Source organism: Streptomyces sp. NPDC052721, assembly GCF_040678315.1.
Classification (GTDB): domain Bacteria; phylum Actinomycetota; class Actinomycetes; order Streptomycetales; family Streptomycetaceae; genus Streptomyces.
In genome coordinates this window covers 126,989-142,676 of sequence record NZ_JBFATL010000007.1, presented here as the reverse complement: position 1 = coordinate 142,676, position 15,688 = coordinate 126,989, and the positions used below count along the sequence as shown (strand labels likewise).

Genomic DNA, 15,688 nt, shown 5'->3' with positions numbered 1-15,688 from the left:
GATCGTGGCAACGGCCAGGCACAGGCCCTCGTCGCCGGACGCGCACCAGCACGGGAAGGCGGGCGGGTCTGCTCGCCGGTCAGAGTCGCACGACGATCAGCGCGACGTCGTCGCGGCCACCGCTTGAGACGCCGAGGCGTGCCAGGACGGTGTCGGCGAGCTGCTCGGTGCCGAGGCGGCCGCACTCGCTGAGCACGTCGGTCAGGCGCCCCAGACCGGCGTCGATGTCCTCGCCGCGGCGCTCGATCAGTCCGTCGGTGTACAGCACGAGAGTGTCGCCGGGTTTGTAGGGCACGCTGGCCTGTGGGCGGGGGACGTGCTGGGGGCGGGCGCCGAGCGGTGGGTCGGTGGCCTGGTCGAGCAGTGCGCAGTCGCCGTCGGGGTGGAGGAGTATCGGCGGGGGGTGGCCGGCGTTGCTGTAGGTGATCAGGTGGCTGCGGGTGTCGGCGAGCGCCTGCACGGCGGTGGTGCCCAGAGCGTCCTCGATGGACCGGGCGTACAGGCCGAGGACCTCCAGGGCCTGGGCGGGGCGTTCCAGGGCGCGGGTGGCCGCCGACAGGGCACTGCGGAGCATCCCCATGACGGCTGCGGCCTGAAGGCCGTGGCCGATGACATCGCCGACAGCGAGGGCGAGCCGGTCGGGTGGGATGTCGACGACGTCGTACCAGTCGCCGCACACGTTGAGGGAGCCGGTGGCGGGCAGGTAGCGCACCGTCACATCGTGTGGGTGCTGGGCCAGGTCAGGGGCATGGAGCATGGCTTCCTGCAGGGCGAGGGCGACTTCGCGTTCCCGCGTGTGGGCCTGGCGCAGTTCCTCGTTCAGCCGCTGAAGCTCCCGCGCCCGCGCGTACAGCTCGGCCTCCAGCGCCTGGGTTTCCTCCAGGTACTGGCCCACCCGGACGCCGGCGGGCCGCGAGGCCTGGTGGGCTTTGACGAAGGCGGTGACGTCCTCGACCCGGTGGATGATGTAGGCCACCTGCCCGTCCGGGCCCAGGACGGGAGTGTTCACCGGGGACCACCATCGTTCCTCGAAGACGCCTGGCCGGCTCACGACGGGGATGTCGTACTTCTGCAGGCCCATCGTGTCGGGCCGGCCGGTGGCCAGGACCCGGTGCAGGGAAGCGTCGAGGTTGCGGACCCCGTCGGCCTCCGGGTCGGCGGGGTTCTCGGGGAACGCGGTGAAGACGTGCCGGCCGAGCAGGTCCTCGCGGGTGCGTTCGGTGGCCTCCAGATAGGCCTGGTTCACATCGACGATGACCAGGTCCGGGCCGAGTACCAGGTACGGGCTCGGTGTGGCGGCGAACAGTGCCGCGTGATCAACCCGCGATGCCACCGGTGGCACTCCCTTCCGGCCCCCACAGCCCTCACCCTCAACTTACGGGCCGTCCTCCGTCCGCGCCCGCCGTCTCCGCTGCTGGGCCGTGGGCGGCCCCCTCGTTCGGCCAGCGCCTCGCTCGTCGTACGGGCCTGGCGGACGACAGTGAGCCGTGGCGGCCGGTGGGCGCTCCCGGAGCGTGCAGGGGGCCGGCCGTACGGGACCGGGTACAGCGTTGTGCGCCGCGGTCCCGCATCGAGGCCGCCCACGCCCGGCGCCTGGGGACGATGCCCAAGGCGCCCGCATCGGCCGGCCCGGCGACGGCCGAGGGGACCTGGCGGTGCGACGACCGGTGCCGGGTTCTAAGCTGCGGTCATGACCGAGATCAAGACCCCGACGCCCCGTGAGGCCTTCGAGCTGCTGCTGACCGGTAATGAGCGCTTCGTCGCCGGCACCCCCGAGCACCCGAACCAGGACGCCACCCGCCGCGCCGAGATCGCACCCTCCCAGCAGCCCTTCGCCGTGCTGTTCGGGTGCTCGGACTCCCGGCTGGCCGCCGAGATCATCTTCGACCGCGGCCTGGGCGACCTGTTCGTGGTACGCACCGCAGGCCACGTGGTGGGTGCGGAAGTGCTGGGCAGCATCGAGTACGGCGTGGACGTGCTGGGCTGCCCGCTGGTCGTGGTGCTCGGACACGACTCGTGCGGCGCGGTGGGCGCGGCGTGCGCCGCCCTGGAGGACGGCATGACACCGGCCGGGTACGTCCGGGACGTCGTCGAGCGGGTGACGCCCAGCGTGCTGGCGGCGCGGGCCGCCGGACGGGTCGAGCCGGGCGAGATTCTCGCCGAGCACATAAGGCACACCGTCGACCTGCTGCTGGACCGCTCCCGGGTGCTCGCCGAGAAGGTCGCCGCCGGCCAGGCCGCCGTGGTGGGCCTGTGCTACCGCCTGGCCGACGGCAGTGCACAGCTCGTCGCCTCCCACGGCCTCGACGCGGCGGTTCCCGCCGCGTCCTGACCGCCCCGGCCGCGGCTGCTCAGCGCGACGTGTGCCGTGACCGAAGGACACCCGTGTACGTGGATGAGGAACCCACCGGATCTGGGTGAGCAGGCCGTGCGGCAGGTAGGCGACCCGCGTGGCCTTCGGACAGGTCGTCCTCGATGTTCGTGGACGGAGGGTTCTCCGGTGTCGGGAACGCGAGATCGGTGTCCTCACCGTCTGGCTCACCGCGGCCCTGTTCGGCCGGGATCTCGTCTCCCTGGCCTCCGTGCGGCATCCGCGGGACGCGTTCGTCCGGGACGGCGACGCCCGGCACGCCGCCGGGAGCCGGACGGGAAGCGGTAGCCCTCCGGCATGGGCCGCAGCGGTGGGGGAGACGCACTGGTCATCGGCTCTGCTCCCGTCAGTGGTGCGCGGGGGGTGCGCGAGCCGTGGCACCGCAGGCGGCTCCATGAGCCACCCGTGGGTGCGCCGGCGCACCCGGTGAGGGACGTCGGCGGCGGGGCCGAGCGTCACCAAGGCCAGCAGGGCCCCGCCGCACAGCAGTGCCGCGCACAGCGGCATCGCACCGCCGAACGACGCGTCGAAGGCGGTACCCGAGAGGTGGGCCTTTGGGCCCATGCCCACCAGCATCGGCAGGGCCGCCGCAGTCACCGGACGGACGCGCGCGTCGCCGCGTTGTCGACACCGCTCGCCACTGCGGCGTTCGAGCCGTCCACGGACGAACAGGAGGGCCACGGTCAGCGAGCGACCATCGTGACCATCCCGGCGCCGATGACCAGCAGCGCGGCAAGCACGTCCGTCAGGTACGAGGCACCGGCACCGACCCGCAGCATCGTCACCATGCCCACCGCGCACACGACCGGGCCCACGGTGAGGGGGAGGGGGGCCGGTACGCCGGACCAGTTGGCCCGCGTGCGACGAGCGCGGCGCGCCTCGCCGGCTCCGGAACACACGCGCGTTTCGTGCAGCGCCGCGCGCGCATCGTGCAGGACGACGTGCCGCCCTCCTCCGCACACTCGGTGATCCAAGCGCTCGACGCACACCGGATGACAGGCGGAGGCAGAACTCAATGCGGACGTTCGTCTACACATCCCGTCCCTCGCGGGTCGTCTTCGGACCCGGCACGGTGGGCCGGCTGCGCGAGGAGGTCGAGCGGCTCGGCTGCTCCCGTGTCCTGCTGCTGTCCAGCCGGCCCCTGGCCCGCACCGCGACGCGGGTCCGCGAGGTGCTCGGAGACCTCGTGGTGGCGGAGTTCGACGGTGCCGCCATGCACACCCCGGTCGAGGTGACCGAGCAGGCGCTCGACGTGCTCACGCACGCCTCGGCCGACGTGATCGTGGCCGTCGGCGGCGGCTCGACGACCGGCCTGTCCAAGGCGCTGGCCCTGCGCACGGACCTCCCGCAGGTGATCCTGCCGACCACCTACGCCGGCTCCGAGGTGACCCCGGTGCTCGGCGAGACCCGGGACGGGCGCAAGGTCACCCGGTCGTCGCCGGCGATCCTGCCCGAGACCGTCGTCTACGACGTCGACTTCACCCTCACGCTGCCGCTGCCCATGACGGTGACGAGCGGCATCAACGCCCTCGCGCACGCCGTCGAGGCCCTCTACTCGGCCGACGCCAACCCGGTGACGGACCGGCAGGCCCTCGACGCGATCTCCGGCATCGCCCGGGCGCTGCCCCGGCTGGCCGCCGACCCGGCCGACCCGGAGGCCCGGGCCGACCTGCTGCACGCCGCCTGGCTCGCCGGGACCTGCCTCGCCACGGTCGGCATGGGCCTGCACCACAAGCTGTGCCACACCCTGGGCGGCAGCTTCGGCCTGCCGCACGCCGAGACCCACACCGTCGTCCTGCCGCACGCCATGGCCTACAACGCGCCCGCCGTCCCCGAGGTCATGCGCCGCATCGCCGACGCCCTGGGCGTGCCCGACGCACCGAGCGGCGTGTACGACCTGATCGTCTCCCTGGGCGGCCCCACCTCGCTGCGCGACCTCGGCATGGCGGAGTCCGACCTGGCACGTGCGGCTGAGCTGGCCGCCTCGACGCCGTACCCGAACCCGCGCGAGCTGACCGCCGAGGGCATCGGCGAGCTGCTGGCCGGCGCCTGGCAGGGACGCCGCCCGCAGGGCCCGCCCTCGACGGAGGCGAAGCTGGCCCGGCTCACCGAGGAGGTGGTGGCCAGCTTCGCGCACGCCCCCGACCCCCGGATCCGTACGCTGTTGACCGATCTCGTCAGGCACCTGCACACCTTCGTCGCGGACAACGACGTCACCGACACCGAATGGCAGTACGCCATCGACTTCCTCACCCGGACCGGGCAGATCTGCGGCCCGACCCGCCAGGAGTTCGTGCTGCTGTCGGACACGCTCGGCGTCTCCAGCGCCGTGGACCTGCTCACCAACTCCCGCACGCCCGACACCACTCCGTCCGCGGTGCTCGGCCCCTTCTACGTGGAGGGCCCGCCCGAGACCGCGCTCGGCAGCGACATCTCCGGCGGCCTGCACGGCACCCCGCTGTGGGTGGACGTACGGGTCACGGACAGCGACGGCGAGCCGGTCAAGGACGCGGTGGTGGACGTGTGGCAGTCCAACGAGGACGGCTTCTACGACGTCCAGCTCCCCGACCTGGACGGGCCGGTGCTGCGGGCCCGGCTGCGCAGCGACAGCCAGGGGCGGATCACCTTCTGGTCCATCCTGCCCTCGCACTACCCGATTCCCGACGACGGGCCGGTCGGGCAGATGCTCGACGCGGTCGGACGCCACCCTTACCGGGCGCCCCACCTGCACTTCATGTTCGACGCGCCCGGACACCGCCGGCTCGTCACGCAGCTGTTCGTGGCCGGCGGAGCGTACCTGGACGGCGACACCGTCTTCGGCGTCAAGGACGAACTCGTCGTCGACTTCACACCGCAGTCCGGCCCCACCCCCGACGACCGCCCGGTCGACGGCCAGTGGTGCCGGCTCGACTACACCTTCCGTCTCGCCCCGCTGGCCGGATGACCGAGGAGCGCCCACCCATGACGACCACCGACCCGCTCGACGCGTACGACACCGACGTCCTCGTCGTCGGCAGCGGCCCCGCAGGCGGCTCGGCCGCCCTGCTGCTGGCCACCTACGGCGTCCGCACCCTGCTGGTGACGAAGTACGGATGGCTCGCCAACACCCCGCGGGCGCACATCACCAACCAGCGCACCATGGAGGTCCTGCGCGACCTCGGCGTCGAGTCGGAGGCACTGGCCCTCGGCAGCCCCTCCCACCTGATGGGGGACACCGTGCTGTGCACGGCGCTCACGGGCGACGAGATCGGCCGCATCCGCAGCTGGGGCACCGGCCCCGCGACGGCCACCGAGTACTCCGCCAAGAGCCCCTGCGAGATGATCGACCTGCCGCAGACCTATCTGGAGCCGATCCTGGTCGACAACGCGGCGGCCCGCGGTGCCAAGGTCCGCTTCGACACCGAGTTCATCAGCTTCGAACAGGACGAGGACGGGGTCACCGCCCTGCTGCGCGACCGGGTCCGAGGTGACGAGTTCACGGTGCGGGCCCGCTACCTGATCGGCGCCGACGGCGGGCGCAGCGCGGTCGCCGAGCAGCTCGGCCTGCCCTTCGCCGGCCGCATGGCCAAGGCCGGCAGCATGAACATCGTCTTCAAGGCCGACCTGACCCGGTACTGCGCCCACCGTCCGAGCGTCCTGTACTGGGTGCTGCAGCCCGGCGCGGACACCGGGGGCATCGGCATGGGTCTGGTCCGCATGGTCCGCCCGTGGAACGAGTGGCTGCTGGTGTGGGGTTACGACATAGAGCAGCCGCCGCCGAGTGTCGACGAGGAGGCCGCCCGGAAGATCGTGCGCGACCTCATCGGCGATCCTGACCTCCCGGTGGAGATCACGTCGACCTCGCTGTGGACCGTCAACCACGCCTATGCCGAGGAGTATGCGGCCGGCAGGGTCTTCTGCGCCGGCGACGCCGTGCACCGCCATCCGCCGTCCAACGGACTGGGCTCCAACACCTCCGTCCAGGACGCGTACAACCTCGCCTGGAAACTCGCGATGGTGATCCGCGGCGAGGCGGGGCCCGCGCTGCTCGACAGCTACACGGCCGAACGCGCCCCCGTGGGACGGCAGATCGTGGAGCGGGCCAACCTCAGCCGCGACCAGTTCGGACCGATCTTCGACGTGCTCGGCGTCGGCGGCGGCAGCGACGCGGAGGCCATCGCCGAAGGGATCGCGGCGATACGGGCGCGGACACCCGAGGGCGCCAAGAGGAGGCGGCAGCTCGAAGAGGCGATCCAGCTGAAGAACTACGAGTTCAACGCGCACGGCGTGGAGATGAACCAGCGGTACGTCTCCACCGCGGTGCTCCCCGACGACAGCCCGGCCGAAGTGTGGACGGGCGACCGCGAGTTGGTGCACCAGCCGACGACCCGGCCGGGCGCCAAGCTGCCGCACGCCTGGCTGGTCGACGCGCAGGGCGAGCGCGTCTCCACGCTGGACGTCGTCGGCCACGGTGCCTTCACCGTGCTGACCGGCCTGTCCGGCGGTGTCTGGGAGACCGCCGCACGCGCCTGCGGCGACGCCCTCGGCGTACCGCTGCGCGTGGTGCGCGTCGGTGACGACAACTGCCGTGACGCGTACGGCGAATGGAGCCGCGTCAGCGAGATCGCCGAGGACGGCGTGCTGCTGGTGCGCCCGGACGGACACGTCGCCTGGCGCCGGGCCGCCGCCGCGGAGACCGATGAGGGGGCGCGGGAGGAACTCCTCGGCGCGCTCCGCCACGTCCTGGCGCGTTAGGAGAGGACACGATGGACAAGCTCGTGGCCACGGCCGGTGAGGCCCTGGCGGACGTGACGGACGGACAGTCGTTCGCCGTCGGAGGCTTCGGACTGAGCGGTGTCCCGGAGGTCCTCATCGATGCCCTGTACGCGACCGGGGCGACCGGTCTCTCCGTGGTGTCGAACAACTGCGGGGTCGACGGGCGGGGCCTCGGCGTCCTGCTGGCGGCGGGCCGCATCGGCCGGGTCACGGGCTCGTACATCGGTGACAACAAGGAGTTCGCCCGTCAGTACCTCGCCGGTGAACTGGAGGTCGAACTCACCCCGCAGGGCACCCTCGCCGAGCGGCTGCGGGCGGGCGGCAGCGGAATCCCCGCCTTCTACACCCCGGCCGGCGTCGGCACACAGGTCGCGGAGGGCGGGCTGCCGTGGCGGTACGCCCCGGACGGATCGGTCGCCGTGGCCTCGCCGCCCAAGGAGGTGCGCGGCTTCCACGGCGTCGACCACGTCCTGGAGCACGCCATCACCACCGACTACGCGCTGGTCCGGGCCGCCCGCGGGGACCGGCACGGCAACCTCGTGTTCCACCGCGCGGCACGCAACTTCAACCCGCTGGCCGCGATGGCCGGCCGGATCACGGTGGCCGAGGTGGAGGAACTGGTCGAGCCGGGGCTGCTCGACCCCGACGAGGTGCACCTGCCGGGGGTCTTCGTGCAGCGCGTCGTGGCACTGACGCCGCAGCAGGCGGCCGACAAGGGAATCGAGAAGAGAACGGTGCGCGAACGATGAGCTGGACCAGGGACGAGATGGCGGCCCGCGCCGCCCGCGAGCTGCGGGACGGCGACTACGTCAACCTCGGCATCGGACTGCCCACGCGCGTCGCCGACTTCCTGCCCCCGGACGTCGACGTCGTCCTGCACTCGGAGAACGGGCTGCTGGGCGTCGGCCCCTATCCCTCGCCCGACGAGGTCGACGCCGACCTCATCAACGCCGGCAAGGAGACCGTCACCGTGCTTCCGGGCGCGTCGTTCTTCGACTCCTCGCTCTCCTTCGGCATGATCCGCGGCGGCCACATCGACACCGCTGTCCTGGGGGCGCTGCAGGTCTCCGCCCGCGGCGACCTGGCGAACTGGGCGGTGCCGGGAAAGATGATCAAGGGTATGGGCGGTGCGATGGACCTCGTCCACGGGGTCCGCCGGATCGTCGTACTGATGGAGCACACGGCGAAGGACGGCACTTCCAAGATCGTCGAGGAGTGCACCCTTCCGCTCACGGGCCGCCGCTGCGTGGACCGGATCATCACGAACCTGTGCGTGCTCGACGTCACCCCGCACGGACTGGCCCTCGTGGAAACCGCACCGGGCGTGACGGCCGACGAGGTCGCCGCCCTGACGCCCCTGACCGTGCCCCCACGACAGGCGCCCTGACGGGCCTCCGTGCCCCCCGCCAGAGGGGCGCCCTGACGCCCTCGACCGCCCCGACCACAGCCGCCCTGCCCCCCGACCACCCCCCTTGCCCAGCCGGGAGTCCTCCATGATCGAGCGACCGCGTGACGTGTACGTCGTCGACGCCGTCCGAACCCCCTTCGGACGCTACGGCGGTGCGCTGTCCGGCGTACGCCCCGACGACCTGGCCGCCGGTGTGCTGCGCGCCCTTCTCGACCGCAGCCCCGACCTGGACCCGGCGCGCATCGACGACGTACTGCTCGGCAACGCCAACGGCGCGGGTGAGGAGAACCGCGACGTGGCCCGCATGGCCGTGCTGCTCGCCGGGCTCCCCGTCAGCGTGCCCGGCGCCACCGTCAACCGGTTGTGCGGATCCGGCATGGAAGCCGTCATCCAGGCGGCCCGCGCCGTCGCACTCGGTGACGCCTCCGTCGTCGTGGCGGGCGGCGTCGAGTCCATGAGCCGCGCACCCTGGGTGCTGCCCAAGCCGGACCGGGCCTTCCCCGCGAAGGACCAGCAGCTGTACTCGACGACGCTCGGCTGGCGGCTGGTCAACCCGCGGATGCCGCGGGAGTGGACCATCCCGCTGGGCGAGAGCGCCGAGCTGGTCGGCGCCAAGTACGCCGTCACCCGGGAGGCGCAGGACGCGTTCGCGCTCGCCAGCCACCGCAATGCGGCGCGCGCCTGGCGCGAGGGCCTCTACGACGGGGAGGTCGTCCCGGTCGAGGACGTCAGCCTGCCGCGTGACGAGAACATCCGCGACGACACCTCCCTGGCGGCCCTCGCCAGGCTGAAGCCGGCGTTCCGCACGGACGGCACCATCACCGCCGGCAACGCCTCGCCGCTCAACGACGGGGCGGCCGCGCTGCTGCTCGCCGACGAGGAGGGGCTCGCGGCGATCGGACGCGAGCCGCTGGCGCGGGTGCGGGCCGCGGCGGTGACGGGCATCGAGCCGCAGTACTTCGGGCTCGGTCCGGTCGAGGCGATCCGCAAGGTGCTCGCCAAGGCGGACCTCGACCCCGCCGACCTGCACACCGTCGAACTCAACGAGGCCTACGCGGCCCAGGCACTGGCCTGCCTCGCCGCCCTGCCCGAGCTGGACCCGGCCGTCGTCAACCCACGCGGCGGCGCCATCGCCATCGGCCATCCGCTGGGCGCGTCGGGAGCGCGCATCACGGGAGCGGTCGCGCACCAGCTGGCCGCGGCGGGCACGGGCACGGGGCTGGCGGCGCTGTGCATCGGGGTGGGCCAGGCACTGGCGCTGGTGCTGGAACGCTGAGGGCCGTGGCCGTCGCTTCAGCCCGAGCGGCGCAACACGGCGGGGGTGGTGCCGAGCCGGGCGCGCATCACCCGGGTGAGATGCTCCTGATGGGAGAACCCGCAGGCCACGGCCACCTCGGCGATCGGGTCGCTACCGGTGCGCAGCAGCCGGCACGCCCGCTCCAGACGCAGCGCGAGCAGGAACTGGTGCGGCGACTGTCCCGTGCTCGCCCGGAACTGCCGGGTGAACTGGCTGGGGCTCAGCGAGGCCGCGTCGGCGAGGTCCGCGATCGGCAGCGGTTCGGCCAGCCGCTCCTCCATGAGCTCACGGACGGCGGCGAGCCGGCGTGCGGACAGTCCGGACCGGCTGGCCGCCGGCACCGCGTCGCGGACGCCGTGCCGTCGGGCGAGCTGTGCGGCGAGCATCCCGGTCAGGTGGTCGGTGTAGGTACGGGCCGACGGCTCCCACGAGCGCACCGCCCCCGCCAGCGCGAGCAGGAGCTGCTCGGCCAGGGGATCGGTGGCGCCGAGTTCCTCGGACAGTTCCACGGGCCGTCCGTCGTTCGCCTCGCACAGCGCGTCGTCGGTGAGGTAGGCGTGGACCGTGTCGAGCGTGCCGCCGAGTTCGACGGCGAGGGTACGGCCGGCCGGCTGCAGGAAGAGCCCACCGGCCGGGATCGTCCGCGACCGTGTGCCCGCCCCCCGGCCCCGCCGCACGGTGACGGGGCCGCTCAGGTGCAGGATCAGCAGATGCGTGGGCGCCGGATCGAAGGCGGCACGATAGGGCTGCTCCTCCTGGGTGGAGAGGTACAGCCGCTCCCACCCGAGCCCGGCGCTGCTGTGCCGTGTCCGCACGCCGGGTTGCCGCAGGATGCCGACCGTGTCGGCCAGACCCAGCTCCGCCATGGTGCGACCTCCTCGTGGCACCGGATGTAGTTGAATTGTAAACCGGAGCGGCGGGGACGGAAGGCGGCGCACCCTGATGTGCCGAGCGTCTCTCGCCACGAGAAGCTGCGTGACACGGCGGCCACCGTCGGTGCCGCCCCGTAGGGACCGTGAGACGCCTGAGGAGGGCGGCGACCGGCTGCCCGGGCAGCGACGGGACCGGGACGACGGCGGGCCGCCGACTCCGCTCCGGCCGACTGCCCGCTCACCCGGGCACAGACCTCCCGGTGGCTCCGGAAGACGCTCGCCGCCGTGCCTTCGATGTCCGTGCTGCCACACGAGGGTCCTGTCACCGCCACACGCGCAGCACCAGCTGCGGAAGGTGCCTGACCAGCCAGGCGCTCACGAGCCCGATGGCGGCACCGGCGGCGACGTCACTGGGGTAGTGGGCACCTGACTGCACCCGTTCCACGGCCACCAGAGCGGCCGGCACCGCGCAGGCCGCCCCGGCCGGCGGCCACGAGGGGGCGACCGCAGCGGTGAAAGCCACCGCGGCCGCGGTGTGCCCGGAGGGAAACGACGAGGAATCAGGCCGGTCCTCGACCTCGTCGTGAGGGATCCACTCCTCGGGCGGGCGCGGACGGTCGCTCACCTGCTTGCACACACCGTTGGACACCAGCTGCGCCAAGGTCAGAGCCGACAGACCCGCCACCGCCGCCCTACGGCCCTTCCACCCGCCGGCCCACACCATCACCGCGGCAGCACCACACCACAACTTGGTGGCTTCCGCTGTTTCCTCCACCACCGACAGCGTCCGGTGGAGCCACGGTTCCCGCCAGGAAGCCATCCGCTTGGTCAGACGACGGTCCATCTCACGCACTGTGGCAAGCAACCTCATGACCTGCTGATATCCCACGCTCGCCAGATCACGCACGTCCGGATTCCCCCGTACCCTTGCCGCCCAGCCGCTCGGACCACCTACGGCCCGTACCGGGCCTCGGCCTTCTGCAAGACGGCACCGGCTTCGATCGTCACGCCTGGACGAGCGGTCTCCACCCCCGGTCCAGCCAGTCGCGGCACCAACGTCCCGGGACAGGCTCAGCTCCGCGAGCAGCCGCGTGCCCACCGGAGAGGCGTTGCCGGTCTGCGGTGTCCGTGGCGCGGGTGATGGTCCACCGCAGTGCCGCCCACGTGCTGGAAGCCGGCACCGAGTTGGTGAAACCGGCACGTGACCGGCACCAGACGTGGCGGTCGACGTCCGCCTCGCCGACGCTTCCCGCGCCGACCACGCCCTCATGGCCCACCACGCGGACGCGATGACCAGGCCGGCGCTGGTGTCGTCCTCACGGACGCGGTGGCCGCACAACTGCCCGAAGCCTGCCGGGACATCTTCGACAGTGTTCGCGCCTGACCGGCCAGTGCGGAGCCCCGCTCCTGGCCGCCGCGCGGAGGACGAGAGAAGCGGGCGTCACCCGGGACGACAGCCTCGGCGTCACCCGGGACCACAGCCTCACCGGTCGAGGTGCGGAACCTGGCGCAGGGGTACTCCGCCATCTCATGGGTACGCGTGTGCGGCGCCCTCTTGGAGGCGCACCTGTGGGCAGCACCTGGGGAAGCAGTGGGAGATGACATGAGGCTCCGTCAGTCGGCTCTGGCGTCGTTCCGGTGTTCCGCACAAGTGCTGGGCGGGCGGTATCGCCTGGACGCGGTCATCGGCTCGGGTGGCGCCGGCGACGTCCACCGCGGTTTCGACCTGCGTCTGGAACGACCGGTGGCCGTCAAGGTCTTCCACGTCGCTACCGGTGGCGACGGGGAGGACGGCTTCCACAACGAGGCGGTGATCCTTGCCCGGTTGCGGCACCCCGGCCTGGTCACCGTCTACGATGCCGGCCGGCACGACGGACGGGCCTATCTGGTGATGGAGCTGATCGAAGGCCCTACGTTGAAGGCGCGCATTGCCGCGGGTCCCCTGGGGCCGGGGGAGACCGCTGCTCTCGGAGCCGACCTGGCGCGTGCTCTGGCCCACGCGCACGGGGCAGGGATCGTTCACCGTGACGTGAAACCCTCGAACATCATCCTGGACGCGTCCGGCCGCCCCCACCTGACCGACTTCGGCATCTCCCGGCTGCTGGACGCCACCACCCGTACCACGACCGGCACACTCATCGGTACGGCCGCCTACCTGTCTCCCGAGCAGGTGCTAGGCCGGTCCGTCGGCCCGTCCGCCGATGTCTACGCCCTCGGGCTGGTGCTCCTCGAATGCGTCACGAGCCGACTCGAATACGACGGTGCTCCCTTGGAGGCCGCGATCGCGCGGCTCCACCGGCGGCCCGAACTGCCCGACTCCCTGCCGGAGGACTTCGCGGCCCTGCTGGGGGACATGACCGCCCTGGACAAGCGGGCCCGCCCATCGGCCGACGACTGCGTCCGGGCCCTGGCCGCTCTGGCCGAGTCGATCGGTCCCAGGCCCGTCCCGCCGCCGGCTGACGTCACGAGCCTGGTTCCCGAACAGGTGCCGCCGTGGGCCGACCTCACGCACCCGCATGCGCCGCACGCCGCCGGCACGGCCGCGCCGAAGGCGGCGCCCGCGCGCGGACGTCACCTGGTAGCCGGTACGGCCGCCGTGCTGGCGGCTGCCGTGGCCGCCACTGTTGCCGTATCCGACGGATCTGCCCACCACGAAGCGACACGGGCGGTGAGCAGCCCCTCCGCGAAAGCCGGCCCACCACGCGCGTCCGCTCGCAGCGGTGAGGAGGGAACTGCCCCTGCCGAGCCCGCCGGCCGCGACGTTTCCACCGGACGGCTTCCTGCCCCCAGCCCCGATCAGGCTTCCAGCCCCGCCCCCGCTGTCCCGAGCCGGGAGCGGGCCGCCGAGACAGGCGACCACGGCGCCACGGCACCACCCTCACACAACACCGCACAGGGCACACCCGGCAGCGGGGTCGCGCGAACGCCTGATACGGCATCGCACGGCAAGCGGGGAACGGCCTCCTCCAGCGAGCGGCCCGACAAGTCCCGGAACGCTGAAGAGGTTCGTCGCAAGACGGCCGGGAAGAAGCATGCTGACTGAAAGGTGTGGCAGAAGGCCGTGGTCAGGCGGCCGGAAGCGGGTGGCGGGCCCGGGGTGATCATGCGGCGAGCGCGAGGTCGTGCATGCGGGCGACGGCCTGGACGGCGTGATGGAGGCCGTCTCGCGCTGTCGGGGTCGCGGACCGCTACCTCGTCGCGTCGTTCTCGGCACGACCAAGGCACCGACCGGGTCCTACGCCGACCGCACCCGTGCGGCCCGCTCGTCGGAGGAGAGCTGTGCAGCCGGGCAAAGGGCCACAGCGGGCACGACACCGAGCACACCAGCCTCCCTGCGGCGTAGCCGACCGACCCGGTCGCGGACGGACGGTACAGCCGCGGTCGACCGGTGACGGGCCCGTCGTGAGCCTGCTTGCAACGCCCTGACACGCGACGAACCAACCACACAACGGGACCAGTCCGGCTTCCGTTCAGAGTTCAGCTCAGCGAGCAGGACCTCGTGCAGCCACTGCCGGAACCCGGCCTCGTTCCCGTCCCGCAGCCGGCGCCGGCACGTCATGCACGCGAGCCGAACCCGAGCTCCATCGGCAGGTACTCCCGCTGGACGATCTGAACCGCCGCCGAGTCCGCGGCCGGCGTCGGAGGAGCGCTTCGGGCGGCCTGCACAGGCCGCGCCGGCGGCACCGCCTGAATGCGCCGGGCGGCCTCCGCCGCGGTGTAGGAGGAGGCGAAGGTGAACGCGCGCGGGGACGGCCCGTGTGCCCGCAGGTCCGTCAGCCGCTCCAGGGCCTCGCCGACGGTCGGGAGGTGACCGGCGGGGATCCACCAGAGCACCAGGTGCGCCTCGACGTGCCGTTCGAACCATTCACGGCGCCGCCGCATCACCTCGAGGTGCCCGCTGCGGTAGGTGAAGTCCCACAGAGCCTCCCGGGTCTCCCACACGGACAGGTTGACGATGACGTCCTCGCCCGCCGGGCGCAGGCCGGTGGCGTCGGCCGCTCCCTCCTCCACGAGTCGCCACACGAAACCGGGCGTGCCGTCGGCGGCGGCGTTGACCGGTTCGAGCATCTCGACGAACGGCTTCATGCGCGGGTCGTCGAAGGGGTGACGGAGCGTGGCGACGTTGAGCTGGGCGAGGTGGGCGGCATGCGCGGATGTCGTCATGGTCTCATCCCAGCACGCCCCTCTTTCTATGTCAATCGTCGTTGTTTTTAGAATTCTCGAGCACCACGCAGCACTCCCCTGGGCGGGCGTCCATGCGAGCGCGGACGGCACCGTCGGTGCCGAACAGCCCCTCCAGCAGCGCGAGATTCATGCCGCAGACGAGTGGCGGGAAACCTTCGGCAACGGCGTGGAAGGGGCAGTTGCGCATACGAACGACGCGTGCGGCTGCCCCGGTCGTCCCCTCGATGCCTTCGGCGGCCTGGACGCCTTCGGCGCCCTCGGCGCTCTCGTCGCCTTCCAGGTACGGTTCGTAGCCGCGGGCGGCCAGCATCTTCATGGCTTCTTCGAGACCGCCACAGGGCGCCGCCGAGCCGCGCAGGGCCTCACCCCGGCGGCGCGCCACCGCGCAGAGCCCGGCGTCCAGCCCGGCCTGCTCGGCGGCCTCGGCGAGCAGCTCGGCGGCGGTGCGGTAGTCGCGGGCGGGCAGCGACACCGATCGCTCGACCCGCGCCCGCGTGTACACCTTGGCGGGACGGCCCGCCCCCGGCCCCGAGCGGCCCGTCAGGCGGCGGCTACCGCACTCCAGCAATCCGGCCTCGGTCAGCTTGTCCAGATGATGCGCGGCGAGCGTGCGTGCCACCCCGGCCGCCTCGGCGGCCTCGTTGCGGCCGACCTCGCGGCCCTGTGCCGCCACGTACTCATACAGGCGGCGCCGCACCGGATCCTGCAACACCGCGATCGAGTCGATGTCCTTCACCCGGCCATTCTAGAAACAATCCAGGTTGGAGATAGAAGGGCGGGCTCCTCCGGGCCGCTGTCAC

The 15,688-nt window shown here is 72.5% G+C and carries 13 protein-coding genes; 7 read left to right on the top strand and 6 right to left on the bottom strand.

Annotated features, from left to right (window positions below; all coding sequences use genetic code 11):
• Positions 1 to 79: 79 nt before the first annotated feature.
• Positions 80 to 1,333 (bottom strand): SpoIIE family protein phosphatase, encoded by a 1,254-nt coding sequence (locus AB0L21_RS09925; protein ID WP_365701827.1) that lies wholly within the window; start codon positions 1,331 to 1,333, stop codon positions 80 to 82.
• 357 nt (positions 1,334 to 1,690) lie between these two features.
• On the opposite strand from AB0L21_RS09925, the gene AB0L21_RS09920 reads away from it, so the two are divergent.
• A complete protein-coding gene (locus AB0L21_RS09920; RefSeq protein ID WP_365701825.1) occupies positions 1,691 to 2,332 on the top strand; it encodes a carbonic anhydrase in 642 nt (213 codons plus the stop codon).
• 722 nt (positions 2,333 to 3,054) lie between these two features.
• Here the strand turns inward: AB0L21_RS09920 and AB0L21_RS09915 are convergent.
• Positions 3,055 to 3,270, bottom strand: a complete 216-nt coding sequence (locus AB0L21_RS09915) for a hypothetical protein (protein WP_365701823.1) — start codon at positions 3,268 to 3,270, stop codon at positions 3,055 to 3,057.
• 116 nt (positions 3,271 to 3,386) lie between these two features.
• On the opposite strand from AB0L21_RS09915, the gene AB0L21_RS09910 reads away from it, so the two are divergent.
• The 5 genes from AB0L21_RS09910 (at position 3,387) to AB0L21_RS09890 (ending at position 9,810) form a co-directional block, all read left to right on the top strand.
• Entirely contained in the window at positions 3,387 to 5,315 is a 1,929-nt protein-coding gene (locus AB0L21_RS09910; RefSeq protein ID WP_365783230.1) for a maleylacetate reductase and hydroxyquinol 1,2-dioxygenase domain-containing protein, read from the top strand.
• A gap of 17 nt (positions 5,316 to 5,332) precedes the next feature.
• Positions 5,333 to 7,105, top strand: a complete 1,773-nt coding sequence (locus AB0L21_RS09905) for an FAD-dependent monooxygenase (protein ID WP_365701819.1) — start codon at positions 5,333 to 5,335, stop codon at positions 7,103 to 7,105.
• A gap of 11 nt (positions 7,106 to 7,116) precedes the next feature.
• On the top strand, positions 7,117 to 7,875 hold the full coding sequence (locus tag AB0L21_RS09900) for a CoA transferase subunit A (protein ID WP_365701817.1): 759 nt from the start codon (positions 7,117 to 7,119) through the stop codon (positions 7,873 to 7,875).
• Positions 7,872 to 8,513: a CoA transferase subunit B gene (locus AB0L21_RS09895; protein ID WP_365701815.1), complete on the top strand. Its 642-nt coding sequence runs from the start codon at positions 7,872 to 7,874 to the stop codon at positions 8,511 to 8,513. Before AB0L21_RS09900 ends, AB0L21_RS09895 begins: the two co-directional genes overlap by 4 nt.
• A gap of 106 nt (positions 8,514 to 8,619) precedes the next feature.
• Positions 8,620 to 9,810 (top strand): acetyl-CoA C-acyltransferase, encoded by a 1,191-nt coding sequence (locus AB0L21_RS09890; protein WP_365783228.1) that lies wholly within the window; start codon positions 8,620 to 8,622, stop codon positions 9,808 to 9,810.
• A 17-nt stretch (positions 9,811 to 9,827) separates the two neighbouring features.
• On the opposite strand, the gene AB0L21_RS09885 is transcribed toward AB0L21_RS09890, so the two are convergent.
• A complete protein-coding gene (locus AB0L21_RS09885; RefSeq protein ID WP_365701811.1) occupies positions 9,828 to 10,697 on the bottom strand; it encodes a helix-turn-helix domain-containing protein in 870 nt (289 codons plus the stop codon).
• Positions 10,698 to 11,025: 328 nt separating this feature from the next.
• A complete protein-coding gene (locus AB0L21_RS09880; RefSeq protein WP_365701809.1) occupies positions 11,026 to 11,547 on the bottom strand; it encodes a phosphatase PAP2 family protein in 522 nt (173 codons plus the stop codon).
• Between the two features lie 759 nt (positions 11,548 to 12,306).
• Between AB0L21_RS09880 and AB0L21_RS09875 the strand changes: the two genes are divergently transcribed.
• Complete coding sequence (locus AB0L21_RS09875) at positions 12,307 to 13,746, top strand: protein kinase (RefSeq protein ID WP_365783227.1); 1,440 nt, start codon at positions 12,307 to 12,309, stop codon at positions 13,744 to 13,746.
• A 512-nt stretch (positions 13,747 to 14,258) separates the two neighbouring features.
• Here AB0L21_RS09875 and AB0L21_RS09870 read toward each other — a convergent pair.
• Together AB0L21_RS09870 and AB0L21_RS09865 are read right to left on the bottom strand one after the other, a co-directional pair.
• Positions 14,259 to 14,867, bottom strand: coding sequence for a DUF3291 domain-containing protein (locus AB0L21_RS09870; RefSeq protein WP_365783225.1), 609 nt, complete (start codon positions 14,865 to 14,867; stop codon positions 14,259 to 14,261).
• 31 nt (positions 14,868 to 14,898) lie between these two features.
• Positions 14,899 to 15,624, bottom strand: coding sequence for a helix-turn-helix domain-containing protein (locus tag AB0L21_RS09865; protein ID WP_365783224.1), 726 nt, complete (start codon positions 15,622 to 15,624; stop codon positions 14,899 to 14,901).
• Positions 15,625 to 15,688: the final 64 nt, after the last annotated feature.

Bases quoted from the DNA above. Each gene is read 5' to 3' on its own strand.
- AB0L21_RS09920 (WP_365701825.1), top strand. From the start codon at position 1,691: ATGACCGAGATCAAGACCCCGACGCCCCGTGAGGCCTTCGAGCTGCTG.
- AB0L21_RS09910 (WP_365783230.1), top strand. From the start codon at position 3,387: ATGCGGACGTTCGTCTACACATCCCGTCCCTCGCGGGTCGTCTTCGGA.
- AB0L21_RS09905 (WP_365701819.1), top strand. From the start codon at position 5,333: ATGACGACCACCGACCCGCTCGACGCGTACGACACCGACGTCCTCGTC.
- AB0L21_RS09900 (WP_365701817.1), top strand. From the start codon at position 7,117: ATGGACAAGCTCGTGGCCACGGCCGGTGAGGCCCTGGCGGACGTGACG.
- AB0L21_RS09895 (WP_365701815.1), top strand. From the start codon at position 7,872: ATGAGCTGGACCAGGGACGAGATGGCGGCCCGCGCCGCCCGCGAGCTG.
- AB0L21_RS09890 (WP_365783228.1), top strand. From the start codon at position 8,620: ATGATCGAGCGACCGCGTGACGTGTACGTCGTCGACGCCGTCCGAACC.
- AB0L21_RS09885 (WP_365701811.1), bottom strand. From the start codon at position 10,697: ATGGCGGAGCTGGGTCTGGCCGACACGGTCGGCATCCTGCGGCAACCC.
- AB0L21_RS09880 (WP_365701809.1), bottom strand. From the start codon at position 11,547: ATGGACCGTCGTCTGACCAAGCGGATGGCTTCCTGGCGGGAACCGTGG.
- AB0L21_RS09875 (WP_365783227.1), top strand. From the start codon at position 12,307: ATGAGGCTCCGTCAGTCGGCTCTGGCGTCGTTCCGGTGTTCCGCACAA.
- AB0L21_RS09870 (WP_365783225.1), bottom strand. From the start codon at position 14,867: ATGACGACATCCGCGCATGCCGCCCACCTCGCCCAGCTCAACGTCGCC.